Source organism: Candidatus Regiella endosymbiont of Tuberolachnus salignus (genome assembly GCF_964020115.1).
Classification (GTDB): domain Bacteria; phylum Pseudomonadota; class Gammaproteobacteria; order Enterobacterales; family Enterobacteriaceae; genus Regiella; species Regiella insecticola.
Genome location: NZ_OZ026542.1, coordinates 766,874 through 793,714, shown reverse-complemented (window position 1 = coordinate 793,714; position 26,841 = coordinate 766,874). Strand labels below are relative to the sequence as shown.

Below are 26,841 nucleotides of genomic sequence, written 5' to 3'. Positions count from 1 at the left end.
TTAAATTAGCAATTTACGGTCTTTTATCATTAGCGCTGACACAACAGACGTGAGGTGTGTTTATTCACATCTGCAAAAGGTTGGAGATAAGGCAGATGAACCATAACAAAGAATGATTGTTCAAACGGATCGCTGATCTGATTTGCCTTATTCAGCACTTTGTCAAGTATCTCGCTGATTTTTGCGGGTACAGAAAGGGGGCGGTAAACACTCTTGCCAATATCAACAGCATGTTGACGTAACCGGCCTTCGTCAGCAGGGTTTGGCAGCAAATTTTCCGACAACGTACTGTGTAAATTGAGCAAGGTATAACGGTTAAAGCGGATAGTCGCTGCATTATCGACTAACAACTCTATAGCTGCTTTGTGATTCAGGATCATCTGCGTTTCAATGGCCGCTTTACCTTGAGAAACCATGCCCTGTTCGATCAATTGTCGGGTATCCAAACGGGAATAGGTATTTCCTTCCAGATGACTCGATGCCCACGACAAATCGATCAATAAGCGGTTCAGGATCTCACGACCATAAGTTCCAGCAGGGAGTTGAGCTTGTCCGGTATCCCCCATTTTTTTAATTGGCGACACAATGGCTCAGACAGATAGCGTGTTTTATTGGGTTGGTAGCTTTCTAGAAAATCGCGCTGATAGCCTACTGGTGTGCGTATGGTGATGGGACGATCAACATAAGCAAGAATATCTATACTGTCTGCAAAAAGCGGAATATGCTGAGGAAAGATATCATCCGTGTTAACTGCATCGGCTGATTTTATCGGAAAATAGCGTCGTGCACGTCCCTCACCAATGGCAATAATTTGTCCGGCTTCAGTCATTTTAGCAAGCCAGCGTTGGGCGGTGCGGCGTCTGATATCAGGATGGCGAGCCAGTACTTCAGCCAGCGTTAGCCCGGTAGATAACTGAATATTTTGCAAAAGATCAGAGATGGATGACATAGTTACCTTTGGCGCGATTTAAGGATATCAGTGGCGCGATTATGGCGCCATTTTTATAATCGCGCCACATAATTGACCCGTATTATTTTGATGTCATGCCTCAGCTGCCGGAAGACTCTACGCCAAGCTGCATGAGCTGTTCTTGCGGACAGAGTATATTTTGTTGCTTCGTAGATCGCATTGATAGCCACACGACAAAATAAAGCGAAGGCATCAGCATCAACATGACTTGCCAAGAAAGATTTGACTGAAACAACCTGTTTATGATCATTGCCTACCCCCCTTTATTTTTTTCTGTATTTCCAGTGCCCGCTGAGTTAGCGCATCCTGGCTTGCTACCCAAGGTAAACGTTGATCTTCAGTCGCATTGTCATACTCTTTATCGAATTTTTGTTCTGCCTGCCGGTGAGTTGAACCACGGTCTTTTTGATCACTGTTTATACCCCCCTTAGCACTATTAATCTCCCTGTCAGCATGGGCAATATGCTGCTTTCCCTCGCGCATCATCGCGTCGACGCTATGGGTGTTATCAGCGCGAATACCGGCAGCGTCAATCCGTGATTGAATGGCTGCATTCCCTTGCTGATGGGCATTTTCTCCAACCGATGCAGCGGGGTTACTCACATCAGACATCCCGTCCCTCAACTGTGCGCGACTGTTGTTAAAGTGACCGTCGACGCGGGCACGTAACTTATCTTCCATAAATTGACCCGCAAGCGCCTCCCGCTCTGCTCTAACCGTGGGGCTGGCGGTATCCGTTAGTATAGCCTCAGCGCGCGCAGGACTGTGTGACTGAACATAATTCACAAATTCCTGCGTATAATTGCTGTGAGTTTGAGCGCGGGTTGTCTGTGCTGCTGAGGCCATTTGGCTGTACTCGTGGTTGCGATTAAGGCCGGTGGTATATTGTTGATACTGGCTATCCGCGACACTCAAGGTGGTACCTAACTGTTCAATCTGAGCGTTTGCCGTATTATCTGCATGACTCCCTGATTGTGAGGTACGGAAACTTTTGAGCGTCTCCCTGCCCTGACGAAAATCATTGGCTTCCTGGCTGGACTGGTCAATCGAATAATCTTGTGAGCGTGTTGCTTTTTCATCAGTACTACGGGTAGATGCATTGCTCGCGGTACCGCTTACGCCGCCACGAAATTCAACTCCAGCAGCAACCCCTGTCGCCAACCCCGCCACTTTTCCAAAAATATGCCTGTCTGAATTGATATCGACACGTCCCATAGCACTGCCTGAAAGCTCAGCCCTGCGGGACATATTATTTAACTCAGTAAAGGCTTGAGATTCGCTAATATTATTTTTCTCTGCATAGCGCTTGGCTGCTGACAGCATCTGATTAACGGCTTGAGTTTCTGATGTCCCTTGAGCACTGTCAATGCCCCGCGTTACCGTCGCGCTATTCCCCGTTTGCTGTGAAAATTGTTTAGCTTGGCTATAAGCGCTGTTACTGGTGTGATTAAATCCCGCCAACGCGCTTTCAGCCTGGATCTGGCTTTCTCGCGCTAACCGTTGTGCCGTGCTGCTTTCTGTGCGGCCAAAGTGAATGTCCATCGGCAGCTTGGATAGGGCGGGAGTGGTGTTGTACACCCTCTGTCCACTCCCCGTTTGCGTCACCAATGCCCCACTGCCTACCTGGGAGGTCATCTGACCCTGCGAAAAGGCGCTGTTGGTATCCCATTTGTGCCCTTGTACATTGTCTGTTTGCAGGTTGTTCAGTGACCAGGTGCCATCCACGGCCTGAGAGGATGATTGGGTTGCTGCACTTTGCATCGCCGAGCCCAAATAACTCCCCGCCTGAGAAACCGCACTCCCCAATCCTTTAACAATACCGTAAGCCAGGAACGGGATAGACAGCGCCAACCAACCGGCGGTGGTGCCAATATCGGAATACTGTTGTTGAACCAGCGAGAGGTTTGAAAGCGTAACAGGTGTCCCTGTAGTACGGGTTTTTAGATAAAAATTCATCGCGTTATTCATAATGGCAAATAACAGCGGCCAACTTTGTAAGTACGCCAGGGTAAACACGTATCCTTTAAGCACCTCCAACGATAATAAGCTAATTAATGCCAACACAATGATAATCGGGAATAAACCCATCAGTACCCCCGTCAGCACCGTTTGCATAATGGGCAACTGCCGCATGGCAATGTTGGCTCCCGTTGCTTGTGACATACGCATTTTTGCATAAGAGGATTCGGTAGCGAGGTTCACCAAACTGGCCGCATCACCACTGCGAGCCGCATAACCGACAATCCCTTTACGCAACGCACTTAAGGTAACATTACGTTTCATCATCACACTGGCGCTTTGGCTGTTACCATAGAAATAACGGTAGCTGTCTCCCATTAATTCACCGAATAAAACGGTGGCGTTCGGACGCCCTCCCAGGATCTGGCGTACATAATAATTCCAGGTTTTCCCACCGGGGGTAGTATCTCGCCCCAAGGCATTTTGTAGCTGTGCCGCCGCCCATTGGCACGTTTGGAATTGACCATTGTCATCAAATAGGCCGCGCAAAGGGCTCGGTCTACTGAAAATCAAACGGTAGGGATCTTCACTGTTCATTAAATCATCCAGGCTGTATTTGTGGTTCAACAACATGTCACCGACCACACAATTTTGCACATAATCTGAGAACAATCCTGAAATTTGCGGGTGGGTTGACATAAAGTCAGTACTTTTCCCCATCAGATCAGCACCAAACAACATGCCGGTTTTACTGTAGGTCAACGCATCCGGTTGATGGAACACCGTTTCGTACCCTTCAACCAAAGCATGACCCACTGTTGTGATCAATGAGGCAGGCAACACCAATCCGACCGGCACATTATCGACCTGATAGACCGTCATCGGGTGCGAGCTATCGATAATCTGTACCGGTAGTCTGATAGCAATCAGCACACCCGACACCAGCGTATAAATGCCTGCCCATTTGAGCAGCGTCATCATATCGTGCCCTTTAATGTAAGCCATTGCTGCCACTACAACCGATAAAATCGTCGCCATACTCAGCAGGGCTTGCCAGTTACTTGATGTGGTAAACGCGGCTATCGCATTGAGAGAATCACGAAACCAGGCACCCCCGGTGAGGGTATAAATGACATTCATGTTAGTGGCCTCCGAACCGGTAGTTACTCTGGTAACGATTAAGTAAACGGCTAGAAACCTGCTGACGCATATAACTCATTTGACGATCAACCACCATCAAGGCATCCTGCTGGATCTGTACCCGAGATTGGAGCCGCGCCATATTCTGGCTGGCCTGGTGTAAGCTGGCTTGCAGTTGCTCTACCGCCGGCGCGGGGTAGTGATTGCTTCCCAACATCACCCGTGCCTGTTGTATCAACTCCTGCATGTACTGCATCAAAATGTCATAACCGATGTAGTCTGAAAGCTGATACAACAACGCATTGGCAACGCCCAGGGATTGCGGATCAACCAGGTATTTCAGTACGGGTACGGCGGTGGAAGCAATGAAACCTTTTTCCTGTGGCGTCAGTGGGGTATCGGTGATGGCTTTATTCTGAATGCTACTTAACAGCTTTTTAACCTGCCCATTCATCGCCTGGTGTGGGCTGATCGAGACAGGGGTTAAGGTAGGGTTTAAGCAGGCATCGAGGGTGTCGCAAGTATAAATTTTTGCGCTACCGCCATTCATCATCGCTTTGATAATATCTTCGTTGGTGGTTAACGGCACCAGCGTTTTTATTTTCCCCTGACTGTCGAAAACCAGCGTACCCGTCAAGCTCATGGCAAATTCTTTCAATTCTTTGTTATTGTCGAACAGGCGGTTTTTACTTAACGACTGCCACATCAGATTTTTATTTTTCAATACCTGATCTTTCATCGAAGCACCCGCTTTATCGGTCACGCGGTTATAACTGCCGCCCAGTGTGCAACCTTGACGCGAAGCCGCCCAGTCAGCAAAAAGATGGCTCTCACCCGCGATGTCTTGGCAAACCTTTTGTTGTGATACCGCCGTGCGTGGCCATAGTCCACCGACAATCCCTTGCGCCGCCTGACAACTGGACATATTAGTATTGTTCACCTCTGAGGCGAGTTTCTGCAAAAAGTCCTTGGCCTGCTTCATTTCTGGCACCGTGGTTTGCAACGCCAGATCAAAAAAGTAACCGGCCGCATTACCCATGATTTGTTTGACAAAGCGTTGTAACTGTTCCCCATTGATATGGGAAAACGCGCCAAGATACGCATCGATGCCCCCGCATCCGGCGTTGAGCGCAGGCACAGTAATAGAAACCATTTGCACCTGTTTAACGGCAGTGCGCATGTAAAGAGAACCGCCGCTAGCATAACCCGCCGCCTGTCCTTGCCATACTTGCGGCATCGAGGTGTTGCTGGCAAAGCCCAGTTGGTCAAAAAACGCATTCAAGTCACCATTAACATCCGCGTGCACGGCACAGCGGGTAGCCACAACCCATAAGGTTAGCCCTATCAATACCTGTTTTAATGATTTCATTATTTCATGCCTTTATTTAACGCCATCTGAAAAACGTCATCCAGACGGGCAACCAGCCCTGGCCTATCTACCGCCCCTTGCATTAAAGGAAAGGTTTCCATCGTATTCACGTTCACTAAAAAGGTGGTGGGTGTCGCAATCGGCATGCCCTGTTGAAAAAATTCAGCCATCACCGCGGGCGGGACGGGCAAAGCATGGGGATAAGCCGCATCACCTTGTCCATCTAAACTGTACGGAAAAACAGATAAGCCGGATTCGGCTGAAAACTGTCGAAGCATCGGATCAAAATGCTGGCAATACACGCAAGCTGACTGCATAAATAGCACCAGCTTCCAGTGATTCAGGTTAACCTGGCGACCGTTCGATAAACGGAACCAACGGGCTACCACAGGTTTATCTTTCTCTCGAGCCGCCTGCATTTTTAGCGCATCCAGCGCTGCAATGTCATCCCACGTCGACGCATGAACCCCGCCGGTTAACAACAAAGCCAGCATCAAGAAACATTTCATTAGCATCCCTTCCTTAAAAATGGGGTTTAAAACCCGTGGCAACCGCCAGAAATTGCCGCGCCAGCGCATCTTGCGTCATAAAACCATACGCCAGAGGCTGATAACGTTGATCTTTAGGATCGACTAAAAATAGGGCAGGGAAATGGGCGATCCCCATACGCCGACTGTGACCCCTATCCAAACGGCTACGCGGCAAGGCAGGGTTAATCACACCATCTACCGAGACGGGAACGACGGCCAGTCGATTTTCCTGCACAAAATTTTTTATCACCCTGGCCATTTGACCATCGAGCGCTTGCTTGCCTCGGTAAAAGAAAAACACACCATAACGTGAAGCCAATGTTGAGATAGCTGCTTTTTCTTTTTCACGATCACGGGCTAACTGGGTTTTCACTGTGCCGTTGTAGTGACTGTATTGCAGGTTGTAATCCAGATCGGGGTATTTCAACATCGCTTGTTTCGCCATTTGACTGAACTCACCGGCTTTCGCTGTCCAAAAATTCTGCCATGTCATGTAATGCCTAAAATTCTCCGGCGTCGGGTATAAAATCGCCGTATCCAACGCGACTTGGGTGGCTTGCTGTAACCGCTTTTTTTGCTGAGAGGGTGTCAACAGGGGGCGATTCGACTCAAATTCAACCTCATTGTCCTGTGCTTCGTTATACCAGTGCCATCCTTGCGGGGTATGCCTATCAAAATGTTGAATTTCAGCGATCTGTGCCAATAGAGGATAACTTAGCGTGCTCAGTACTAATGACAGAATTAATGTTTGACAGCGCATCATTTTCCTCCCGTGCTACGGCGATTAATCTGATGCTGCATGTGTTGTTGAACCCGTTGCATAAGCGGGTTATCTTCGGGAATGTTTGAACCTTTTTGCAGATCCGCATAGAAATGACTGAAATCCAGATTATCAAAACGAATACGTTGTAATTCATTGGCACTAATACCGCGGCAATCTGGCGATTTAGCCTCACCAAATCCGATACCTAACTGCCATTGGCGGCCTTGCTGCTGAACAATTTGCGCTAATGTAGAGTCAAACAGGCAGTAGCTGCGTTTTTTTTCCAGGCATACGCCAAGGACTTTTTTACTGCAATATTCACCCACATCCACAGTGAGCCTACGTGCTTTAGCCTGGCCTAATGCTTTTTCTTCACTGCTGCAATGCGCTAAACCGAGATCATTGCCCCAACCCGTATCCTGACAACAGTTGTTAAAACCCACCGCAAACTTCTTGCACGATTGCGGCCTACCGGTAAACGCCTTGATATCTGTACTGTTTGAGGTGGCGACATCTTTGCCTGCCGCCGCCACCGCCGCTAATTCTGCAACCGCTTGCTGAAACAGCGTATTTTTAGCTGCCGCGGATTGAGCACAACGGCCATCCTGACAAAAAAATTGGCCGCCACATAACATGCCTGTCCGCGCGGTTTTATGCTCACAAGAATAAGTCAGGTTTTCGTGCAGACAAAAGCCGTCAAGACGGTAGTCACATTGGCGCGTAGCAAGCGTGCAGGCAGAATTGTTAACATACTCGGCGCACGTCCCGTGCGTCGCAGCTTGAGTGATATAGCTATCGCGATAAGCCCAGCAGTCGCTGGAAAGGGTATAAGCCTTGCCTTCCCTGTGCAGCGTGCGATCACCCCCCTTCTCGATACACTCGGTTTTGCTTAACGCCCCCTCCAACTTGCTGAAGGGGCAGTGTTCTGACCAGGCAATACGGGGAGTAAAAACAGGATGATCCGCTTTAATGGTGAGCGTTATGGTGACGGGTAGAGGGATCGTAAACAAAAACATATCATTATAGCGGTACTGTGAGTGTACTATTTCAAATGGCTTTCCCGCCTGCAATTTTGTCACCGTTGGCCAAAATGGTTCGTTAGCACTACCCCAGGTTCGGTAAATAAAGGAGGTTCCCAACAGCTTTATTGTCAGTACAAAATTGCTAGCCCAATTTTCATAGCGGTACCTCGCTTCGATGATGTCTCCTGTCACATCAGGTGTGATCACAGCGTGAACCTTTCTATTTTTAGGGTAAAAAGGGAGGTTTTCAAGGTTGTAAGAGCGCGTAACCACCTTAACACGGTTTGTCCACTCCCCGGTGATGGTAGCTTTCCGGCTACAGGCCTGCTCAACCCGTGTATCTCTGCTACAAACATGCTGGGTGAATTCGGTGTGAGAAACGCTTTGCATCTGACAACCGTCAAAACGCCCGTCTGTCACTTGCTCAGCGGTATTTTGTGCCGCTTTGCCCGCAGAGATAAAAGGCGCCTCCATTGAGAGCTTTTCTTTTGGATTATTGAGCAAAGAAGCGGTAATTGCTTTGCCAACATCCGATCCCGTTAACGCGGCATTACCTTGTAAGGCGAGATCCGCACCTGGTGACGTCACACCGCCGTAATGGTTTTTTTCCGGTGCCTCTGGGGTGTAATAAGGTAACACCGCATTGGGCTTAAACGCTTGCATGGCAGCGGTACCTTGATTTTGTACCTGACGAGCATAATCTGCCCCCTGGTTATACTGATCATTGGCTTGACTAGTAAAGGAAAACACCCAGCAAATCATCGTGATCCCCCTATGCCATGCTGTTCTGCCGCTTTTTTTCATCGATCAACCGCCGTTTTTAACAAAGCCTGTGCGGTTTGGGCGCATTGATTCGATTCAGCCACCTTTTTCAGCGCCGCGGTTAGGCGAATATTGCCTGACACACGATCAAAATGTGCCTTACAGGTGACAACCAGTGTCGGTACGGCGGTGATACCGTAGGTGCGAAATGACATCGGATCGATTGGACTGACTAGCAATAAAATTAACATATTATGTACTAAACGAGTTGCTTAATGATATTATCCGATAATGACTACATTTGGCATGAGAAAATCTCCACAAATAATAACGATAAATGGAGCCCTGCTACTTTACCGGGAGGATAATGCTTACATTGAGGTATGATGGTGGACAGGTTTGTTTTAGACGTGATTAATGCTCCTTAGTGAAACGATGTTTTGTTATGAAATAGTGATGTAGGCTTGGTTAATCCAGGGGAATCGCATCAAAATTGTAATTTATTGATTATTATAATAATTTCCATATCCTTAGGAAGCGTAAAATAAAAATAACTGTTTGATTTTGCAAATGTTATTAATTTTGATGTGATTGCCCTGTGGTTACTCATTGAACCTTTGCAGGTTGGCGGGCTTATCGATTAAACTAGAGCAAACACATAAGGGGAACGTCTCAATGAACCAAGCTACATTTGTTGATACCCATAAAATTTTTAAAAAACTTGAAAAAACGGGGATTTCGACTAATCAGGCTGAGGCTTTTTCAGAAATCTTTCGTGAGTCGCACGAGGCTGTTGATGTCGCTACCCGACGTGACCTTGAAGACGTGCGTAAAGAGCTGTCTGGTGATATTGCCGAAGTCAAGCGTGATATTATTGATGTACGCAAGGATATGGAATTTCGCTTCGAGAAAACCGATGCCCAGATAGCCGATGTCCGTAAAGATATGAAGGCACGTTTCGAGAAAACCGATGCCCAGATAGCCGATGTCCGTAAAGATATGGAGGCACGTTTCGAGAAAACCGATGCCCAAATAGCCGATGTCCGTAAAGATATGGCAGCACGTTTCGAGAAAACTGATGCCCAGATAGCCGATGTCCGCAAAGATTTCATGACTGAAATGTCCCTGATGCGTAAGGATATCGAAAAGAGTGGCATGCAAACAACCATCAAGCTCGGTGGTATGTTAGTGGTTGCTGTTGGTGTGATTCTTACCGTCCTTAAAATGCCCTTTTGATCCTATGTGGGTCGTTAGCTTAGTTGGTAGAGCAAGTGCACTCATCCTTTGGTCGCAGGTTTGAACCTCGCACGCCCCACCCTCTTTCGATTTTAGAATAGCGTTCTGGTTTTATCCCATAGCCGACTCGATATTTCTCATGCATACGTTAGCGTATCTGCTCGTACTGAAAAGTCATACCGTCCCCGCAAAGCGGGGAGCTTGACGGTTTTGAGCAGCCCCTAGGGCTGCCATTCATGAACGTTTGGTATTAAATTTTAAAAATCACCTCTCTCATCAGCCCCTTTTGTATCGAGTTGCTCTTGATTCCGGATGTATTCTTTTATTTTCGCTTCTTCAAAACCAACTGTGGAAACCGCATAACCACGAGCCCAGAAACGCTCTCCATTGAAATTCCTTTTTCTTCCACCAAATTGCCTTGCTACCGCAATTGCACTCTTGCCCTTTATATACCCGATAACCTCTGCTACTGAATACTTTGGCGGAATCGCAATCAGCATGTGGACATGATCCTGCACCATGTGTCCTTCCAGTATCCTGCAACTTCTGTGCTTCCCTAAATCATGGAATAACGGCTCAAGAAATTGCCGTATCTTACCGTATAACATTTTCTTCCTGTACTTCCGTACAAAAATAAGATGGTATTTGCAGTCCCATTTTGAGTGACTTAAACTCTCGTACGATGATGTTGTCATTTCATTTCTCCTGTGTAACCGTCAAGCTCACAGGCTTATTTTGACAACATCATCACTAAATCTAAAGGCCTAGCCTTGAGCGTCTCACTGGTCAAACCAGTGGCTTACCTATCTAAAGTTACCGATAATTATGGTGTCATTCGAGCAACTATTATGGTGTGAATAGACGATCATATTCATCGATAGTTTTTTCTATCTTCTCGATCCTGGAATTCAGGTATTAAAAAAGCCGACCGAAGCCAGCTTTTTGAAAGTGAATTGCCTTTTAAACCATAAGCATGTTGCCGAATAATAAAAGTATATTTTTTAACCTATTCTGCTTATACTGATCATTGGCTTGACTACTGACAGCAAATACCCAGCAAATCATCCTGATCCCCCTATACCACCTTGTTCTGCCGCTTTTTTTCATCGATCAGCCGCCGTTTTTAACAAACCTCAGCATCTGTATTAGAAATCAAGAGAATTAAGCAAGATTTTCAACCCAAGGCGATTTTCGTTTATAAACGCTACTCACGATAGCGACCAATTTATGCATAACGGCAACAATAGCCACTTTACCGCACTTTCCCTTGGCACGAAGCCGATGGTAAAAGTCAGCCAGGGGTTTATTCCAGCTTTTATCGTTAATTTACTCGGCGGCATCGTCGCTTACTGCCTTACTCCATCCAAACCTAAATTGGCGCTGCATTCTTCAAATATCGTCACATTATAAAATAATCGGCTTATCCCGAACTTGTATATTGAAATTGCCTGTTAATTTTGATCAACTTAATAGGTGGATAGAGGGGTCGTTCTCCGAACAGGGTGATTAAGCAGCGTACCTCAGTCATGACCCTCTATCCTATTTTGAATAAGCCGGTTCCGAACAGATGTCATGAGGGTTTAAGACGCCTCGAATTACAAGTAGGGAAGAAGCCTATTATTTTTTTCAATTTGATTATACAAAAGGAAAGACCAACATGGGAGACTATATTGGTATTGATGTTGGAAAAGTAACGCTTGATGTGTGCTTTTCAGATAAAGTCACTCCCCTTTCAAACTCGCCTTCATTAATAAAAAAAGGGGTGCAAGAAATCAAAAAAAACAGGGATGTTGAACTCGTGTCAACAGCAATCGAATTTTGACCCACTAACAGGGTAAAAACGGCAATATAAAATTGACCCACTCTGAGTGTTTTTCATTCAAAAATTAGCCTTTTTCTAGATCGGTTATAGGAACAATTCCTGCTGTTTTTTTTCCCTTTAATCGGTAACTGTTACCGCTGATTTGGACGATGTGCGCATGATGCAGTAACCTGTCCAGTAAAGCAGCAGTTAAGGTTTGATCATCTGCAAAGGCTGTTGCCCACTGTGAAAAAGGCAAATTACTGGTCACCATCACGCTCCCTTGTTCATAGCGTTTGGCTATAACGTTGAAAAATAGATTAGCCTCTGCCCGTCCAAATGGGAGATAACCAATTTCATCAATCACGAGCAGCTTTGGCGACAAAATACTCCGTTTCAGGTAAGCCTCCAGCCGTTCCTGTTTCTTTGCTATGCCCAGTTGTAGCATTAACTCTGCTGCGCTGATAAAGCGGACTTTGGTACCCCGCGTAATGGCTTGGTAAGCCAGACTGATGGCGAGATGACTTTTACCGACGCCACTGGGTTCCAGAAGCACAATATTTTCAGCCCGTTCGATAAAAGCCAAACTGGTGAGTTCTTGAAGCTGTTTACGCGGGACCCCCGTGGCGAAGCGGAAATCATAGTCATCAAAATGCTTAATCGCGGGAAGCCCCGCCATTTGCAGTAGCATGTCTCGTGTACGCTGCCTTCTCGCGTTAACTTCAAGCTGCAAAATATCCTCCAGGAATGCGGCGAATGACATTTCCTGACCAGCAGCTCGGTCAGCGATAGCAGACCACTCACGAGCAATAGCCGGCAATTTGAGTGTGTCACAAGCCTGCCCAATACGCTCCATCTGTAAGTTCATGATGCGACTCCGAGTAATTGGTCGTAGACCGATAAGGGATGCTGCAAACTTTCTGTCGGTATGACCTGGTGTCGTGTTAATGCAGGTAACAGGCTGTCTGTAGGAGACTTAACCGGCAGTGGCTGTAAACGTTGGCGTTCTTCCTTCACCAAAGGCATCGCGTTCAATCATGAGGCATTTGGCGTTATCGAACAGGATTTGCTGTGGTACACCACCAAAATAATCCAGCGCCGCTTCAATGCCCCGTAACCAATCTTCTTGTCGCTCATATTGGCTAAACAGAACATACGTTGCCCTGCTATATCCCAGGGTCGCGACAAACGCTTTGAGCTTCTTTTTTCCCCGTCGAAGGGTAGTAAAATCTACCTGCAACTGTTTGCCGGCGGGGGGTTCAAAGCGTTGTACCGGTTCATCCGTTTTGGTTTTAAACTGCCGGATATAATTCCTCAGGATACCTTCTTTTCCCTCATAACCTCGCGCTTGAAGTTCGCGAAATAACACAGTAGCGGGGATCCAGTAAGGTTTGGCTGCTTCAATCCGTTCGAGTAAATAAAACTTAAAGGGGTCCAGTTTTGACAACTGTGCCTCACGCCGGCTGTAACGCGGTGTTTTGGCGATGTTCCGTAAATAACGGCGTACCGTATTACGTGATAGCTGAAGCTGTTTAGCGATGGCTCGAATACCCATCCCTTGCCGATGTAACACGTGAATTTCCACTAGTAACTCCTGAGTCAGCATTTTATTTACACCGCCAATTTCTATGTCAAAAAGGCGACTATTTTTCCTCAGGTGGGTCAATTTTCAATTGTCGTTAGTCGGTCAGTTTTACATTGCTGGTGACACTCGTTCTTTGTGAAGCCACCGGGGGGTATGAACGACCCCTTGTCAAAGCACTGCGCGCCCAACAGGTACCCGTATTGGTTGAGCATGCCAATAAGATTCGCGCTTTTGCTAAAAGTATCTACACGCAGACGTTTGCCCTCTTTTGACGCCGTCACGCGAGCCGGTACCGCAGTAAGCGCAAACTTGCGGCTCATTATCCCTTGTTGGTCAAAGTAAATACGGGTATCGAGAGTCCGAGTGCTTGCACGAATCTCTCCCTTCACCAAGATCACTTTACTCACTGAGGTGGCGGGTTTTTGCTGCTTCAGCCAAGCCATTTGGCGCGGATCGTCCGCGTCAATAAAATAAAGCGTTTGCATAAAGGGCACGAATTCCAGCGGGTTATGCCGCTCACCTTTATGGGCAAAAATGCAACCTTGATGGTCAGCCATATCCTGGCTGACAACAAAAGAGGGATCGACATAATGCGTGCTGTTTTCTTGCGCTACTGTCAGCCCCGTTACCGGTGCAGGCCGCAGGCTATTTTCAATCACGCGCTGTTTAAAGGCCGCCTGCTGTTTGGCCAATTCACCACGCTGCTCCATGTCGTGCAGGCGGTTATAAATGGTCATCAGCATGTCAGGCTCCGCTATCGGATATAAATCCCCCCATGTCCCCAAATCAACCGCCTGGGCGAGGGGCGAACAAACCAGTGTGATCATAACCAGCCATAACGGCTTCATTCGTCACGACCCGTCCGCATACGGCGAGCAATGTCTTGTTGAACCGCTGCGGTAATATCACGCGCACCACTGACCACAGAAGGCGCTACCAGAATGATCGCTCGCTGTGTTTTTCGATATTCAGCCAGGCTGCTGTCCAGTGCTCGATTGAAACGATTCGCCAATTGCTCCGTTTGCGCCGGTGACAAGCGCGTTTTAGCGCTTTGATCCATAAAGCTATCCACGGTCTCCTTCATATCAAAGGTCACAATGACCGGCGATTGCCACTGAATCAGCAACAGCGCAACAGCCGCATTCAGTACCATCATGCAGGCAATCACGATAACCACCGGCTTGACACAACGACGACGACGTTTGCTCCACTTTTTATCTACTTTTTTAGGGAGCATCATTTCAATTGGGGTTACGCTATTGTTGACCATAATTCCAGCGCCTCCATTTCCTCAGGGAAGTTACGTTGTGCCAAGGCATAAACTGCGGTGTGGATATCTACCCCTTTGCGGCGTTGATCACGGATAAATTCAAAATCACGCCCATTCGAGCTGAACATAGCGCGACTGAGGGGATCGACAAACAATCGATGGAATGAACGACTATCATTAATGCGCAGCATAAAAGCGCTAAACCATTGGTCTTTTGCATCACCAAATCGACTGATAACTAAACGTTCCAGTTCACTGAACTGATCCGGGTGGCTTTGGTTATAGGCTTTGAATTCGGCCGCATCTTGTTTCAGCACTAACTTAAAAGCAGAATTCCCCCACGCGGCTTTAGCCGCCGTCGACGCATCATCGGCATCGAAATCCTTGATGTTCTGACTGATAGTAATAAATGAACCCAGATGGCGACGCACGGTACGGTAGCCCGTTTCGATAAAGGCGCCGACTTTGGCATTTTTGAAGTTCAGCAGTTTCCACCCTTCATCAATGGTGCAACATTTTTTCTGATCACGCGGGCTGTGATACATTTTGTCTTCAATATAAATGATCAGCGAAAACATCACCGCCGCCAGCAACGCCGGTTTATCCTGCAAACCGCCCAACTCCAGCACCACCATCCTGGCATCACCGCTCAGAGAAGGCTGATCACTGTTAAAATAATCACCGTAAATACCCTGTGCGCTGTACTTTTCTAACAATTCGATAATTTCGTCCATACGCCCGGTAATACGCTCGGCATTGACGTAATGGGGCGCATTGCGGGCGGTTTTCAGGTAATCGACCACATCATCAATACGGGCAGTTTGTTGCTTACTGTTCCAGGCGCTCATCACGGCTTTTAGCAATAAATCTTCATGTACTTCATCCAGCGTGCCATTCGGACTGGCTAACACCGCCAATTGATCACGAATACGTTCACCAGACTCACTGATATTGCTGATATTGGCAAAGGGGTTAAATTTAAGGGATTGCCCATCCAGGTACACACCACCGACATTTTCGCAAAATGATTTGTAACCGTCCCCCATATCAAATACCCATACGATGCCACCGGAATCCAGTACGCTGCGTAAAATAGGCTGCACCAGACCGGTTTTGCCTGCCCCGGAGGTTCCCGTTACCGCCATGTTGTAATTGGTGTTTCCGAGTCTTTCACCGTAGATATCGAGGAAAGCCAGTTGATTGCGATAAGACGGTGCCAGCAGGCCACGAAAGCACAAACGGTTATCCGCCACGATGGGCAAAAGATTGACCACCTGGGTACTTTCAGCGCGGCAGGTGGCGCCGCTGGCTTTAATGTCTTGCCATAGCCCTTCTCCAGCGACAAAAGGGAACATCGCCAGGTAATTACGCATCTGCATATAACGCGGCGAATACAGACGTAAACCATTTTTTTTAAACGTATTAATGACTTGTTGTTCACACACCAAGGCGGCTTCATCCTCATCGGGGCAGAAGGTCGTGATATTGAAAAAATACCGTACTACGCAGGATTGATTACTGTTCAATCGCTCACGCAACGCTCCCCACTCTTTGGCTTGCCTGCCTACACTGGGAAATAATTTGGCATAGGGGGAATTCGCCTTTTTATCCAGATCGATAAATTTACGCGTGGCTTCATTTTGCGTGTTAACCTGATCTTCTGCTTCCAGGATAAAGGTCATGACGAAGGGACTGGCAATACTCAAGTCAGGGCTGAGCAAATTGCTGATATTGTCGCCGCCTTGCCACAGGAAAAATAAATCAGGGTTGCTCTCCAGCATGAAATTCATGACCCGTGCACAAGATTTTCTCCCTGTGGGTTTATTCAGGGTCAATGACAGATGATCCGGCTTGACGACGATATCGAGACTGCTGTCTACACACTGGCGATTAAGATCATCATAAGTGCTGACATTGATCGGATCCGTGTAAAGCGCATCGGGACGATGATTGACCATCTGGCTAATAATGTTGACAAAATCAGTCTGTGATACGGATTGCGTGCCAATCTTGGCTGAATCCAACGAGGCCCGGATCACTTTCAGCAAGTGGGTCAACGCCATGAGGGTGGCACTGTCTCGTTTTTTCGTTTTTTGGCAATAAGAGAGGTAAAGGCGGTAATCCCGCAGCGTCAGCGGTAAGTGGGTGGGGCTGTTAAAGTGCTGCTGGGCGGCACGGTGATAAAATGCTTGAGTAATACGGTTAAAATGTTCCGCTTGCGTGCCTTGCCAACGGAAATCAGCAATACCGGCGTCAATTTGCTCACCAATGACCTTGCTGGAGACGAAATGGAAGGCAATAGGTGTATGACGCGGTAACTTGCTTTTGACCAAGTCATCCAATACCTGAATGATGTGTTCATTGGCCCCCATCAGCGGCACCGCTTGCAGCATAAAACCGATAGAGGCGTTATTCATATACAAGCCACTCTCCGCGTCGTAGTCACGGTAAGGCAGCAGGCTGCTTAGCTGTGGGTAGTTCATTTCACCTAGGGTTTTATTGGCCTGTGTTGCCCCGTCCGGCGTGTTAAACGCCTGTATCAAACGATTCGCCGCATCAAGTAAACGTTCCATCCTCTTCCCCCTTAATCCATTGCCTGTGGTAACTGCCAGTGAGCAGAGCCGACGACAAACGAAATCTTGCCCGGTTGGTGCAATGCTCCCTCTGCGTCGATCCACGGGGCAATCCAGAGGTGCGCTATCTTCTCTGTGGTACGTTGGGCACGCATTTTTTTCTTGAGATGACAGCGATGTGCTGGACACTGTGGTGCGGCTAAAAGGGGGGAGGCTGTTATTGGAGGTAATACCGTAGCGGTTAACATCTCCGTTTGTTGACGCGATGGTAATACAGCAGGTGCCGCATCAGAAGCCGATGGTGACAGGTTAACCAGGCCAGGCAGGCTGGCCACCGCTTGTTTTCCCTTGCTGGTTTTTTCCTGCTGACGTGCTTTTTGATTGGCTTGCTCCATCGTCATACAACGATCGCGCGTGGTGGCATCACACTCAAAATCACCACTGACCCCCGCACAGCCTGTCAGTAGCAAAATACTGCCCCCCACAGCGAGTAAAAAAAAATGCTTCATGCGTGCTCCTTATTGCCCTGCCGGCGGAATTAAATCGCCCACTTTTAATGTATTTAGTGTAGTGGTCAAGTAAAATCGGACACTTTTTTAAGACACCTTGATTAATGGTATTCGCTCAAACTCCATGGGAGAAAGATATCCCAGTACACTGTGGGGACGTTTACTATTGTAATAAGCCAAATAGTCCAACACACTTAGGTTGGCATCATGGTGCCCCTTCAGCACTTCGTAGTGCAAATATTCATATTTCAGACTGCGGAAGAAGCGCTCTGTGGGGGCATTATCCCAGCACTGGCCTTTTCTACTGTGGCTTGCCTGCATGCCCCTAACCGACAGATGCTGCCCGTATTCACGACAGGTGTACTGACTGCCTCTATCTGAGTGGTGAATTAGCCCCTTATTGGGTTTTCTACGCCAATACGCCATTTGTAGAGCCGCTAAACAGAGCTCAGTCCGCATATGCGCTGCCAGGGTCCAGCCAACTATTTGGCGTGAGTATAAATCCATTACGATAGCGAGATACTGCCAACCCTGATAGGTACGGATGTAGGTGATATCAGTTGTCCACACCTTATTGGGTGTGTTCACGGTAAATTGCCGATCCAGCAGATTGGGGGCAATCGTGTGGTTATGCTGACTGTCTGTTGTCACCCGGTAACGCTTCGGATAACGGGCGATTAATGATAGCGAAGCCATTAAACGACGTGTTTTAAAGCGACCGACCTGAAAGCCTGCCAGATTTAATTTCAGTTTCAACCTGCGTGAACCCAGTGTTTGTTTATGCTCATTAAATATTCTAACCGTCGTCCGCTCCAATGCCATCATGGCTGGAGAGGTTACCTGAGGGGACTTTCTTTTCCATTCATAAAAAGCACTGCGACTGACCTTCATCACACGACATAACAAGCGCACTGGATAGGTCTTCTTTTGCTCACGAATAAACTGAAATCTTATCCGTTTTCTTTCGCAAAGAAGACCGCCGCTTTTTTTAAAATTTCACGCTCCATCAATAAGTTATTGCGCTCTTTGCGCAGGCGAATTAATTCTTCACGCTCGGCCAGACTCAGACTCGCTTGCTCAGAGCCTGCGCGGGATAGGGTTCCCTTTTCAGCTTTGACCCAGCGTCTTATCGCACTTAACGAAACACCCAAACTGGCTGCCGCCTGTTGGCAGGTATATTCTTTTTCCATGACTAAATTTGCGGCGTCTTGTTTAAAATCCAGACTGTATTTCGCTTGCTTAATTTTATTGTTCATTTTTTTCTCCTAGAGACATTTTACTCGCGGTCTTTAGAAGTGTCCGGAAACAGTAGACCATTACATTATGTCTATCTGCTCAGTCTGCTCCGGCGCAGAAACATGGGGGCAAATCATTACCTGGTCAGAGACGCACCAGGCTTGGCTAAACAATTATGTTGATATGTCACAGGGTATCCCGAGTTATAGCACCATTCGCCGTCTCTTTATGCTAATAAAACCTGCTGACTTTCAGTTATTGCTGCGAGGCATCGTAGACAGTCATCACCCCGTCAGGAAACCTGAAGATCACGTCGCTATCGATGGAAAAACTCTTCGAGGCAGTCATTGTCATGCCAAAATCGTCACTGCGATGCAGATGGTGAGTGCTTTTAGCGTCGAAAATCGTCTGACGCTAGGTGAAGTAAAAACCAACAGCAAATCCAATGAAATCACAGCTATTCCTGTACTGCTTGCGCTATTGGAGTTAGAAGGAGCGACCGTGTCAATCGATGCTATCGGATGCAATGACACCGTTATTAACGCCATTCTGGCACAGGATGCGCATTATATTGTCGGTCTAAAAAGAAATCAGCCTTCGCTGTATCAAGCCGTGCTCAACTATGCCAGTGAAAAGGGAAATAAAATTAACAACCTTGTCTCGGACAGTTTCGATGACGGGCATGGCCGGTGTATCAGGCGACGGTATTTCACCTTTGCCCTACCAGATAGCATTTGTGCCAAGGGACCCGCTAAACTGAAAACTTGTGTGGCCGTTGAAAGCATCGTTTCACAGCAGCACAGCCCTAAGGTAAACGCCAACTGGCGTTATTACATTACCGATCATGATGCAAGCCACCCAGGGTTGCCGGGTTATGTCCGTAAACATTGGGAGATTGAAAGTTACCACTGGCTACTAGATGTCCATCTCAATGACGATAACGACAAAAAATACGAAGAGAACTCGGCGGAGAATTTTGCCAGGATGAGGCGCTTTCTTCTGAACCTGGTGAATTCTAAGCCCCAAAAAGGAAAAAAGGAAAGCGTCAGAACCAGGCTGAAGAGGATTAGCTGGGACAGAGAGGCGCTTGTCGAATTACTTTTTGGTTAAATAGTGTTGTTTTTCGTTCAATAATCGGCGCAGCTGGGATTTTTGGTGCCCGAAAAAGGGGCTGTATTACTTGTACAGACGACTAAAACCAACTTATCTAAGCTGTTTATCCATTCACTCCTCAATGCCTCTTTTTGTCTTACTTTATCGGCAGGCTATTAACTGAACAAAAAACATTCATGAAAACGCCCTGATCCTGCCCCCACTTGCAAAAAATAACCAATAAACCTTAATATCAACACTATTAATGCTTAGCAAACCTCTGCATACACTCATCCGACACATTACTAGGCGTTATTGATTGAGTGCATTAGCACAATAATGAGAATGAAAAAGGGGTTTTTAAGTGATAAAAAATGAAAGGCTTGCCTAGACAAGCTTATAACATAACAGCAGCAGCTTAAATAACTTATACCCGATTTGTATTTACAATACAAGCGGGAAACGAGCCTACCTCCGATCTTTTCATGGCGGCCACTTAAGCTTGTTTGATTTCCCGATGATAAACTTCAACAGACCAACGGGCCTCGGTGACAGCACTCATCTGTCCCCGGGAGGGGGTTCTCTTTGTTCGTTGTAACATAATCAATGCGACCGTGTTTGGCCACAAACTTGAAGACGGTTACCCCAGCCATAGCTCCGCAGGTACACTGAAAGCGCTTCTTCTGGAATACCGAGTGAGGCTAATGTTACGTTACAATTGACAATCCGGTTCTTTCTCAGCGTGGTGATCCAAATCCAGTTATGGAACAAATGGCCTTGAGATTACTCAAACTGGAATACCAGGCATCCATTACCACCGCTTCAGGCTCTACACTAAAAACGCCCTTGTCTTTTGAACAGAAACAAGAAAACAAGATTATTTCGAGTATTCGTATGACCGTTGAATACGCCATCACAGGAATCAAGCGACTCGGGTGTATGACTCAATCTTTACGTAATCGCCGACCTTTTATTGACGAGACTTTCATCCTTCCCAGCACTGGCATCTGGAATTTCCATCTCAGAATGGCTTGAAATTCAGTTCATTACCAAAACAGACCGCTTATTTTACTATTAAGCAACAAGTTTTTTATTGCATAGTGAAAAAATAGGCGGCCATTTTAATTGTCGTCTACCGGCCAAAATAATTGATTTTGTCATATGCTATTTACGCTTAATAAATTACTATAAAAACGCTATGTCATATTGATAAATTAGGCTAAAAGATCCAAAGGAGTAAGTTAAGAAAATACTTTGTACAACGCTGTAAATTGGGTAGGATAGAATACAGATCTCCCACATGAGTTTGTATGATTAGTAGGTTTCATCTGTCAATATTGAATTCAGTATTAACATTATTTTTAATAAACAGCTAAAATAATAATTTGTATTTTTATAAAAACAGCTAAGCTCCTTAACTTTTTCTTTAAAATTTAAACTCGTGTCATACATAAAATTCAATCTTAAACAGGATTAATAAGAACCTCCTCTTTAACGAAAAAATATCCACACACACACACACACACACCCTTCGCAAGATTTTATCTTACATGATTCTTTTTAATTTTCAATGCATTAATGTTTAAAATTTTTATGCATTTTCACTTTTTATCCATAAATAGACTTTATTTATAATCTATATAGATTTTTATTTTATAACAATAAATTATGTATATCATGATCTCGAATACACGCTATATTTAGATTCTGTTTTTTCTGGTATATTAGTTCGCAAGAATCTATAATAGACTCTATTTTTTAGATTTTAATCGAGATTAACCATGCCAAAACTTCAGGTTTTTATCAATAAGACTATTTTAGAAAAAATAAACACGATTGTTTTTAATAAACGTAACGATGGAGCAAAAAAACATGAAGTTAATACGTCTAATACAACTTCCATGCTCATAGAGTTAGGTTTAAAAGTCTATGAATTGCAGCAGAGAAAAACGGAAAGTAACTTTAATCAAACAGAGTTGAACAAAGTCATGTTAGAGAATATGGTAAAAACAAATTTTATTTGTCAGAAGTTATTAGGTATGAATTCATTTATGTCTGAAATACAAAAAAATGAAAAATTTAATTTCCAACTAATGGCTAAAACGATACGTAATGATACAGCTGAAGTTGTTAATAAATTATTCCCAACAGATGGAGAAAATACTTAACATGAGTCTTATTGCTATTTTTTCTTTATAAAATATATAAATTTATTAATGAAAGTAATTTTCATTTTAACTATTAAAATTTGGCTAGTAATAATTTAATTTTATAAAAAATATAGACCAAATTAATAAAATATTGATAAATATAAATTTGAATAAGTAGTCTTATTCAGTAAAATCGTAGCAGCGTAGGTTATTTTGCCCTTTTTTTCTCTTTCCTGCCCCAACAGGGCAGTGATAACCGGAAGCAGTCGATTACCACAATGGGGCTAAAAAGCCATAATATCTAGCCATTCTAAAATGTTTATCAGGAATACAGCTGATAAAATGTCAAGTAAATGCCTCTACACGACCCCAGCTAGACTTCAGCGACCATAAACCTCTGTGACCTGTATCATGTGACATATTATTTTTTCTTGAAAAAATAAGTGTGCGCACATAATATGTGTCAATATACTAAATTTAGGACTTACGCAAATAGCATAATAATCGAAGGTTTTTTGAGCTGCTAACAAAGATAATCATCGAGCAACCCCTGCTTAATACGATAAAGCGTTTTGCTTGTACTTCGAGCAATTTGAGCCAATCGAGCCCAGACTAGAAAAGCGCACGCAATATGATTGCGTTGGATCCGAGCATGGCGACATTGGCATTTTTCGAGTCCAGTGAGTTGTTTTGCTTCACGGTGAAACTGCTCAATCTTCCATCGCCAGCCACACACTGGGTGTGTGCCCGAGGTAGGATCCTGAGAAAGGTCGTAAGTGGCGACAAAATCCGTGCGGTGTGTAGACACCACAACCCGGAACACTTGCCCCTTATGCATTTTTGCAAAATCTTTGATCTTGATCGTCTTTCCTTGGGTCAGTTCATCTTCGTTCCAGGCGAGAGGATCCACGTGACGATAAGGATTTACCCCGCCTGAATCATCCACCAAACGATTGTTTTTCAGTGGACAGTAGTCACATCGGTGCAACGATTCGATAAATAGCCTCATCTTCTTAGTGGCGTGCCCTGTATCCATCAACACGGCGGCAAAGGGTAGGCACTTATGCCGTACTACGTTGTTTAGCATATCCTGTACAGGGTCGAGTTTAGATTTGCCATCACCATCAGGAGGGTAAATACGAAAATCAATGACCCAAAATTGTTCCGTGCTGGGATTGACGTACACAATTTACGACGCCGATGCCTTCGATGACGCGGTGTGCGTTACCACTGTATTGACGTTGTACCAATTCAATCTGGTGCGAAAAGTTTTTGTCTAGTACTGTGTCGTCGAACACAACATAGCCGTCTGGAGACAACTCCATATTGTCCCTTACTTGCGTCCACAAAGCGCTCCCAGTTACGTGGTCGTTTCGCAAATAGCGGGTAATCGCATCGTGACTCATGTCTTGCCTGTGATCAGCAAAATTCGTCAAGGTGTAATTTATCTGGCTTACCATCAGATACTGGCAGTAGTTTAAGCGGCTTGGTTTCATTTGTGACACCCTACAGAATCTTTATTCTATTTTAGGTGAAAATTGCGTAAGTCCTAAATTAATGGAGATCAGCCGTGAATATCACTCTTTCTGTAGACAAATAAGTTGCGCAGCGGGCGCGTGACGCAGCTCAAAAAATGGGTAAAAGCCTTAACCAGCTTGTACGTGACTACCTGGAACAGTTAGCAGGTAGCGCCTGCCGTAATCAGCAATGGACACAGTTTGAGGCTCGCTGTTTGCAGTCATCCGCCAAGCTTGATGGTTGGCAATTTAATCGCGACGAAGCCAATGAGCGTTAATCGTATGGCAAATCGCAGCTTTATTGACACCAACATCCTTGTTTACGCTGAGGCCAGTGACGCTCCGGAGAAGCAGAAAGCAGCACTTTCCTTGCTTAAACAGCTTTATGAAGACGCAAGTGGCGTACTTTCCACCCAAGTACTTCAGGAATATTGCAATGTTGCTCTAAAAAACTCAAGCTTTCTCCGCAATACATTAGGGCACAGCTCGATTTATAAGAACAGTTTGAAGTAATTCAAGTGACTCCAGTTATCATTCGTGCCGGAATCGACTTACACCAAACTCGCCGTGTCGCGTTTTACGATGCTATCGTGCTTGCTAGTGCAAAAGTTGCAAGTTGCAGAGTGTTATTTAGCGAAGACATGAACACTGACGAGAAAATTGATGGTATTTCAGATACGCAATTCATTTGTTAACGATGTATAAAAAAAGTAATGACCTTAGGTAGAGTTCCAATTTAGCACTATCGAACAAAATTTAATAGAAGGCTAATGAATGAACCCAAACAATGTCACGATAAACTTTAAGATATAATTTATCTATAGAAAATGAATTGTTCGGTATCCAATATGAAGCATTATCTAAGATTACTTTAACTACTGAACAAACTATTTTCCGTTAAGCCGAGTTTATTCGTAATGATTCTAAGATGATCTGCCGTCAGTTCATGATAATGTCAAACAAATCAGAGATTTTGCTGAGTGGTTGCTAAATGACACTGCCGGTATTCTGGGCGGTGGTTGGGTTTTCTGCCGGATAATTGAAATACTTTTTCACTAATGCCGCTAATACAGCACTCGTTTCTGTATCGAGTTCGCCATCATAGCGGCTTTGACGAAAATGCAGTTGAAAGGCACGGACAAGTTTTTTATAGACAGCTGAATCAGTCGCGGCGCCACTGGTATCATAACCGTATTTTTTAAAACGGATCAACGCGTCAGCCTGAGTTAATGGGGTTGTAGTGAACTGCTCCATATAAGCAGATTTTATTTCCTCATCATACCATGCGCCTACACCCGCATCAAAGAGTGTTTTCCAGGGAAACGCAGCACCAGGGTCACTTTTACGTCCCACCGCAATATCAGCATGACCAACCACGTGAGTGGGAGAGATGTCAGAGTAGCGTTGGAGAATATCCAAGGATAATGTTTTCACTGCCTCTATTTGGCGGTCATTAAAAGGCGGAAAGGTGAATACACCTTGTACATCCGTCGCCTGATTCACTATCTCGATCCCAATCGCGCTATCGTTAAGGTTGGTGCGATTTCCCCAGGTGCTGACGCCGGCATGCCAAGCACGGTTTTTTTCATCCACCAGGTTAAAAATTTGTTGATCCTTAAAACCGGCAGCGATATACGAAGGATCCGTTGGGTCGGGGACAAGATAGTGCGCACTGGCTGCTCCACCCGTTAAGCTGTTTACGGAAGCTGAAAAATTAGCCGCAGTGTAATGCATCACCAGAAAGCGAATGCGGTCATTGTAACCTTTGTCAGGTCTTCTCAATGATCGGTAAGTGTTAAAATTGATATTCATAGTGGTTTACTCATAAGTTATGGCGCTAATGAGCATTAAAAAATGATATGTTGCTTGTGCAGATAATTGAGTAGAAATATGAAGTACAAATTTACTACGCTGAGTTAAATTAGAAAACACGAAGTGTTTCAAGGTTATTCGTTGTTTGATTTTTTTGCTATACCCTCTAAAAGGTCTTGTGGTTCACGTTTTAAGCTCATTCTTTCAACGGACACGGCTGCTCTTTCGATTTCAATTAATGAATTCAATTCATTTTAAAATGCTTCTTTATTTTTCTCTAAAATATTAATTAAAGCCTGCTGAAATAAAATCCAATAGTATGTTCATTCAATCCTTTAGAGAATAGTTTTTATATTTTATCGTCACGGGTTCTTTAAATAACAGATTTTTCAATAAATCTCTAGTCATGATCACTTCTTTACCTCCTTCCTGATCATGAGGAAATTGAAGGGCATAATTAAAGTCACTGAGTGTGTGTATCAGTGGCTCATTTGGATAAAGATTCAAATATTCTTTCATTAGATTTGCTTTTGCTCTCCCGGTGATATCTCCAGATCCATACTCATTATTTTCCATAATAAGAAGAGGGATGTTTTTTTTCACTGTTGCAACTTGTAGGTAAACTGTTCCAGTTCCTTCCGAGTCCTCCAGATATTCCGCACCGTACCCTTTAGCTATTTCCTTATCGAGCGCAAAATATTGACCAACCCAATCCCTATCGCCTTTCTTTGGTTTGTCTTTAGCCAATCCTCGGATATTGTTGATGTCTCCTTGAAGTGCCTTATCAACACTATAATCTTCAAATCTTGTACATTTATACAATATTGTGCCTTCTTTGAGAAATTCAGTCTGTTTAATTTTAACCTCAAGTGGATCATCGTTATTTTTCACAGTTACTGATTTCGGATTTTTTCCTGTTACGCATTGTACTGCCTGAGATTCTTTTGTGACTTTCTTGAATGGACATGGCGCAGTAGCGTCATATTTTCGCTGAATTGCTTTTTCCCCCCACTGTGTTGCTTCTTTTTCCAAAGCAGGATTATCATTAACAGAAATACCATTTTTCATCTGTAGTGTCGGTTTCACTCTCCCTTGCTTTTGTTGCACCACATGCCAGGCCTCATGCGGCAAATGCCGTTCTTGTCCAGCCCCTAGATAGATGTGCTCTGCTTGCGCATAGGCTAATGCCTGGAGTTGTGCAGGTTTTTCCGAGTGATAATGTACCTGCACCTCACTCAAATCGATGCCGGAGAGGGATTCCATATTGGTTTTCAGTGGCTCCGGTAAACGCGTGTTGTTGGTGGTTTGCGTGTCTCGGCTCGGCTGTTGGCGCAATAACTGTACAACAGCACGATTACCTATCAGGCTTTGTGCCGCTAATACGTTCTGTGGGTTCCGCTGGAATTGCAAGGGAATAGTGGGATGAAATGCAGGGGAAGAGGCATGCTGCATTCGATTGGCTGCTCGTGGGAAGCGCGGCTGTTTATGCGCAGTCGCCTGTTGAAAAGTTTTATGTTCATTCGTTGCCATAATGTGCTCCTTCCG

The 26,841-nt window shown here is 45.3% G+C and carries 25 protein-coding genes and 6 pseudogenes; 8 read left to right on the top strand and 23 right to left on the bottom strand.

The genetic code is table 11. From position 1 onward, the window contains the following. Positions 1-29: 29 nt before the first annotated feature. The 9 genes from AACL30_RS04035 to AACL30_RS03995 all read right to left on the bottom strand — a co-directional run bounded on the left by AACL30_RS04035 (position 30) and on the right by AACL30_RS03995 (position 8,766). Positions 30-584: a Fic family protein gene (locus AACL30_RS04035; RefSeq protein WP_339057809.1), complete on the bottom strand. Its 555-nt coding sequence runs from the start codon at positions 582-584 to the stop codon at positions 30-32. Beyond that, a complete protein-coding gene (locus tag AACL30_RS04030; RefSeq protein WP_339057808.1) occupies positions 509-949 on the bottom strand; it encodes a hypothetical protein in 441 nt (146 codons plus the stop codon). Before AACL30_RS04030 ends, AACL30_RS04035 begins: the two co-directional genes overlap by 76 nt. Before the next feature lie 100 nt (positions 950-1,049). Then, positions 1,050-1,220, bottom strand: a complete 171-nt coding sequence (locus tag AACL30_RS04025) for a hypothetical protein (protein WP_339057807.1) — start codon at positions 1,218-1,220, stop codon at positions 1,050-1,052. Next, entirely contained in the window at positions 1,217-4,069 is a 2,853-nt protein-coding gene (traG, locus tag AACL30_RS04020; RefSeq protein ID WP_339057806.1) for a conjugal transfer mating-pair stabilization protein TraG, read from the bottom strand. The genes AACL30_RS04025 and traG overlap by 4 nt, the downstream gene beginning before the upstream one ends. Before the next feature lies 1 nt (position 4,070). Beyond that, positions 4,071-5,438, bottom strand: a complete 1,368-nt coding sequence (gene traH, locus AACL30_RS04015) for a conjugal transfer pilus assembly protein TraH (protein ID WP_339057805.1) — start codon at positions 5,436-5,438, stop codon at positions 4,071-4,073. Then, entirely contained in the window at positions 5,438-5,953 is a 516-nt protein-coding gene (gene trbB / locus AACL30_RS04010) for a type-F conjugative transfer system pilin assembly thiol-disulfide isomerase TrbB (RefSeq protein ID WP_422389570.1), read from the bottom strand. Before trbB ends, traH begins: the two co-directional genes overlap by 1 nt. Positions 5,954-5,960: 7 nt before the next feature. Continuing rightward, positions 5,961-6,728 carry a type-F conjugative transfer system pilin assembly protein TraF gene (gene traF / locus AACL30_RS04005; RefSeq protein ID WP_422389590.1) on the bottom strand — a complete coding sequence of 256 codons (768 nt, stop codon included), beginning with the start codon at positions 6,726-6,728 and terminating at the stop codon, positions 5,961-5,963. Further along, on the bottom strand, positions 6,728-8,557 hold the full coding sequence (traN, locus tag AACL30_RS04000; RefSeq protein ID WP_339057802.1) for a type-F conjugative transfer system mating-pair stabilization protein TraN: 1,830 nt from the start codon (positions 8,555-8,557) through the stop codon (positions 6,728-6,730). The genes traF and traN overlap by 1 nt, the downstream gene beginning before the upstream one ends. Beyond that, positions 8,554-8,766, bottom strand: a complete 213-nt coding sequence (locus tag AACL30_RS03995) for a hypothetical protein (protein ID WP_339057801.1) — start codon at positions 8,764-8,766, stop codon at positions 8,554-8,556. Before AACL30_RS03995 ends, traN begins: the two co-directional genes overlap by 4 nt. A 424-nt stretch (positions 8,767-9,190) precedes the next feature. Here AACL30_RS03995 and AACL30_RS03990 point away from each other — a divergent pair, with 424 nt between their 5' ends. Beyond that, positions 9,191-9,751, top strand: coding sequence for a coiled-coil domain-containing protein (locus AACL30_RS03990; RefSeq protein WP_339057800.1), 561 nt, complete (start codon positions 9,191-9,193; stop codon positions 9,749-9,751). Between the two features lie 257 nt (positions 9,752-10,008). On the opposite strand, the gene tnpA is transcribed toward AACL30_RS03990, so the two are convergent. Both tnpA and AACL30_RS03980 read right to left on the bottom strand, forming a co-directional pair. Beyond that, positions 10,009-10,446: an IS200/IS605 family transposase gene (gene tnpA, locus AACL30_RS03985; protein ID WP_339057799.1), complete on the bottom strand. Its 438-nt coding sequence runs from the start codon at positions 10,444-10,446 to the stop codon at positions 10,009-10,011. 466 nt (positions 10,447-10,912) lie between these two features. Beyond that, positions 10,913-11,050, bottom strand: a pseudogene (locus AACL30_RS03980) (IS110 family transposase); the annotation flags it as partial. A gap of 15 nt (positions 11,051-11,065) precedes the next feature. On the opposite strand from AACL30_RS03980, the pseudogene AACL30_RS16365 reads away from it, so the two are divergent. Continuing rightward, a pseudogene (locus AACL30_RS16365) lies at positions 11,066-11,161 on the top strand (IS982 family transposase); the annotation flags it as partial. A gap of 247 nt (positions 11,162-11,408) precedes the next feature. Continuing rightward, positions 11,409-11,573: a hypothetical protein gene (locus AACL30_RS03975; RefSeq protein ID WP_339057798.1), complete on the top strand. Its 165-nt coding sequence runs from the start codon at positions 11,409-11,411 to the stop codon at positions 11,571-11,573. Positions 11,574-11,637: 64 nt separating this feature from the next. On the opposite strand, the gene istB is transcribed toward AACL30_RS03975, so the two are convergent. From istB to AACL30_RS03935, 8 genes and pseudogenes are all read right to left on the bottom strand, one after another. Next, positions 11,638-12,420, bottom strand: coding sequence for an IS21-like element helper ATPase IstB (gene istB / locus AACL30_RS03970; RefSeq protein ID WP_339057797.1), 783 nt, complete (start codon positions 12,418-12,420; stop codon positions 11,638-11,640). Positions 12,421-12,558: 138 nt separating this feature from the next. After that, positions 12,559-13,158, bottom strand: a pseudogene (istA, locus tag AACL30_RS03965) (IS21 family transposase); the annotation flags it as partial. Between the two features lie 212 nt (positions 13,159-13,370). After that, positions 13,371-13,985 (bottom strand): annotated as a pseudogene (gene traW, locus AACL30_RS03960) (type-F conjugative transfer system protein TraW); the annotation flags it as partial. Beyond that, entirely contained in the window at positions 13,982-14,407 is a 426-nt protein-coding gene (trbI, locus tag AACL30_RS03955) for a type-F conjugative transfer system protein TrbI (RefSeq protein ID WP_339057796.1), read from the bottom strand. The pseudogene traW and the gene trbI, both read right to left, overlap by 4 nt. Then, complete coding sequence (gene traC / locus AACL30_RS03950) at positions 14,389-16,980, bottom strand: type IV secretion system protein TraC (protein ID WP_339057795.1); 2,592 nt, start codon at positions 16,978-16,980, stop codon at positions 14,389-14,391. The genes trbI and traC overlap by 19 nt, the downstream gene beginning before the upstream one ends. An 11-nt stretch (positions 16,981-16,991) precedes the next feature. Then, entirely contained in the window at positions 16,992-17,489 is a 498-nt protein-coding gene (gene traV / locus AACL30_RS03945) for a type IV conjugative transfer system lipoprotein TraV (RefSeq protein WP_339057794.1), read from the bottom strand. Between the two features lie 87 nt (positions 17,490-17,576). After that, positions 17,577-18,428, bottom strand: coding sequence for an IS3 family transposase (locus AACL30_RS03940; RefSeq protein WP_339058385.1), 852 nt, complete (start codon positions 18,426-18,428; stop codon positions 17,577-17,579). 11 nt (positions 18,429-18,439) lie between these two features. After that, positions 18,440-18,745, bottom strand: a complete 306-nt coding sequence (locus tag AACL30_RS03935) for a transposase (RefSeq protein WP_339057793.1) — start codon at positions 18,743-18,745, stop codon at positions 18,440-18,442. Positions 18,746-18,812: 67 nt separating this feature from the next. Here AACL30_RS03935 and AACL30_RS03930 point away from each other — a divergent pair, with 67 nt between their 5' ends. The 3 genes from AACL30_RS03930 to traM all read left to right on the top strand — a co-directional run bounded on the left by AACL30_RS03930 (position 18,813) and on the right by traM (position 21,985). Beyond that, positions 18,813-19,835, top strand: a complete 1,023-nt coding sequence (locus AACL30_RS03930) for an ISAs1 family transposase (RefSeq protein WP_339057792.1) — start codon at positions 18,813-18,815, stop codon at positions 19,833-19,835. Between the two features lie 744 nt (positions 19,836-20,579). Then, entirely contained in the window at positions 20,580-20,852 is a 273-nt protein-coding gene (locus AACL30_RS03925; protein ID WP_339057791.1) for a hypothetical protein, read from the top strand. A gap of 746 nt (positions 20,853-21,598) precedes the next feature. Continuing rightward, complete coding sequence (gene traM / locus AACL30_RS03920) at positions 21,599-21,985, top strand: conjugal transfer relaxosome DNA-binding protein TraM (protein ID WP_072550583.1); 387 nt, start codon at positions 21,599-21,601, stop codon at positions 21,983-21,985. A 173-nt stretch (positions 21,986-22,158) separates the two neighbouring features. Here the strand turns inward: traM and AACL30_RS16360 are convergent. After that, a pseudogene (locus AACL30_RS16360) lies at positions 22,159-22,309 on the bottom strand (IS91 family transposase); the annotation flags it as partial. 181 nt (positions 22,310-22,490) lie between these two features. Next, a pseudogene (locus AACL30_RS03915) lies at positions 22,491-23,463 on the bottom strand (IS701 family transposase). Between the two features lie 137 nt (positions 23,464-23,600). Between AACL30_RS03915 and AACL30_RS03910 the strand changes: the two are divergent. Both AACL30_RS03910 and AACL30_RS03905 read left to right on the top strand, forming a co-directional pair. Next, a complete protein-coding gene (locus tag AACL30_RS03910) occupies positions 23,601-23,762 on the top strand; it encodes a MerR family transcriptional regulator (protein ID WP_339057789.1) in 162 nt (53 codons plus the stop codon). Between the two features lie 4 nt (positions 23,763-23,766). Then, on the top strand, positions 23,767-23,997 hold the full coding sequence (locus AACL30_RS03905) for a hypothetical protein (RefSeq protein ID WP_339057788.1): 231 nt from the start codon (positions 23,767-23,769) through the stop codon (positions 23,995-23,997). A gap of 474 nt (positions 23,998-24,471) precedes the next feature. Here AACL30_RS03905 and AACL30_RS03900 read toward each other — a convergent pair whose 3' ends face one another. Together AACL30_RS03900 and AACL30_RS03895 are read right to left on the bottom strand one after the other, a co-directional pair. Then, on the bottom strand, positions 24,472-25,296 hold the full coding sequence (locus AACL30_RS03900) for an N-acetylmuramoyl-L-alanine amidase (RefSeq protein ID WP_339057787.1): 825 nt from the start codon (positions 25,294-25,296) through the stop codon (positions 24,472-24,474). Between the two features lie 327 nt (positions 25,297-25,623). After that, complete coding sequence (locus AACL30_RS03895) at positions 25,624-26,826, bottom strand: DUF4157 domain-containing protein (RefSeq protein ID WP_339057786.1); 1,203 nt, start codon at positions 26,824-26,826, stop codon at positions 25,624-25,626. Positions 26,827-26,841 lie beyond the last annotated feature (15 nt).

Coding starts and splice junctions, on each gene's coding strand:
- AACL30_RS04030 (WP_339057808.1), bottom strand. CDS start 949: ATGTCATCCATCTCTGATCTTTTGCAAAATATTCAGTTATCTACCGGG.
- AACL30_RS04025 (WP_339057807.1), bottom strand. CDS start 1,220: ATGATCATAAACAGGTTGTTTCAGTCAAATCTTTCTTGGCAAGTCATG.
- traG (WP_339057806.1), bottom strand. CDS start 4,069: ATGAATGTCATTTATACCCTCACCGGGGGTGCCTGGTTTCGTGATTCT.
- traH (WP_339057805.1), bottom strand. CDS start 5,438: ATGAAATCATTAAAACAGGTATTGATAGGGCTAACCTTATGGGTTGTG.
- trbB (WP_422389570.1), bottom strand. CDS start 5,953: ATGCTAATGAAATGTTTCTTGATGCTGGCTTTGTTGTTAACCGGCGGG.
- traF (WP_422389590.1), bottom strand. CDS start 6,728: ATGCGCTGTCAAACATTAATTCTGTCATTAGTACTGAGCACGCTAAGT.
- traN (WP_339057802.1), bottom strand. CDS start 8,557: ATGAAAAAAAGCGGCAGAACAGCATGGCATAGGGGGATCACGATGATT.
- AACL30_RS03995 (WP_339057801.1), bottom strand. CDS start 8,766: ATGTTAATTTTATTGCTAGTCAGTCCAATCGATCCGATGTCATTTCGC.
- AACL30_RS03990 (WP_339057800.1), top strand. CDS start 9,191: ATGAACCAAGCTACATTTGTTGATACCCATAAAATTTTTAAAAAACTT.
- tnpA (WP_339057799.1), bottom strand. CDS start 10,446: ATGACAACATCATCGTACGAGAGTTTAAGTCACTCAAAATGGGACTGC.
- AACL30_RS03975 (WP_339057798.1), top strand. CDS start 11,409: ATGGGAGACTATATTGGTATTGATGTTGGAAAAGTAACGCTTGATGTG.
- istB (WP_339057797.1), bottom strand. CDS start 12,420: ATGAACTTACAGATGGAGCGTATTGGGCAGGCTTGTGACACACTCAAA.
- trbI (WP_339057796.1), bottom strand. CDS start 14,407: ATGGTCAACAATAGCGTAACCCCAATTGAAATGATGCTCCCTAAAAAA.
- traC (WP_339057795.1), bottom strand. CDS start 16,980: ATGGAACGTTTACTTGATGCGGCGAATCGTTTGATACAGGCGTTTAAC.
- traV (WP_339057794.1), bottom strand. CDS start 17,489: ATGAAGCATTTTTTTTTACTCGCTGTGGGGGGCAGTATTTTGCTACTG.
- AACL30_RS03935 (WP_339057793.1), bottom strand. CDS start 18,745: ATGAACAATAAAATTAAGCAAGCGAAATACAGTCTGGATTTTAAACAA.
- AACL30_RS03930 (WP_339057792.1), top strand. CDS start 18,813: ATGTCTATCTGCTCAGTCTGCTCCGGCGCAGAAACATGGGGGCAAATC.
- AACL30_RS03925 (WP_339057791.1), top strand. CDS start 20,580: ATGGAACAAATGGCCTTGAGATTACTCAAACTGGAATACCAGGCATCC.
- traM (WP_072550583.1), top strand. CDS start 21,599: ATGCCAAAACTTCAGGTTTTTATCAATAAGACTATTTTAGAAAAAATA.
- AACL30_RS03910 (WP_339057789.1), top strand. CDS start 23,601: ATGGGTAAAAGCCTTAACCAGCTTGTACGTGACTACCTGGAACAGTTA.
- AACL30_RS03905 (WP_339057788.1), top strand. CDS start 23,767: ATGGCAAATCGCAGCTTTATTGACACCAACATCCTTGTTTACGCTGAG.
- AACL30_RS03900 (WP_339057787.1), bottom strand. CDS start 25,296: ATGAATATCAATTTTAACACTTACCGATCATTGAGAAGACCTGACAAA.
- AACL30_RS03895 (WP_339057786.1), bottom strand. CDS start 26,826: ATGGCAACGAATGAACATAAAACTTTTCAACAGGCGACTGCGCATAAA.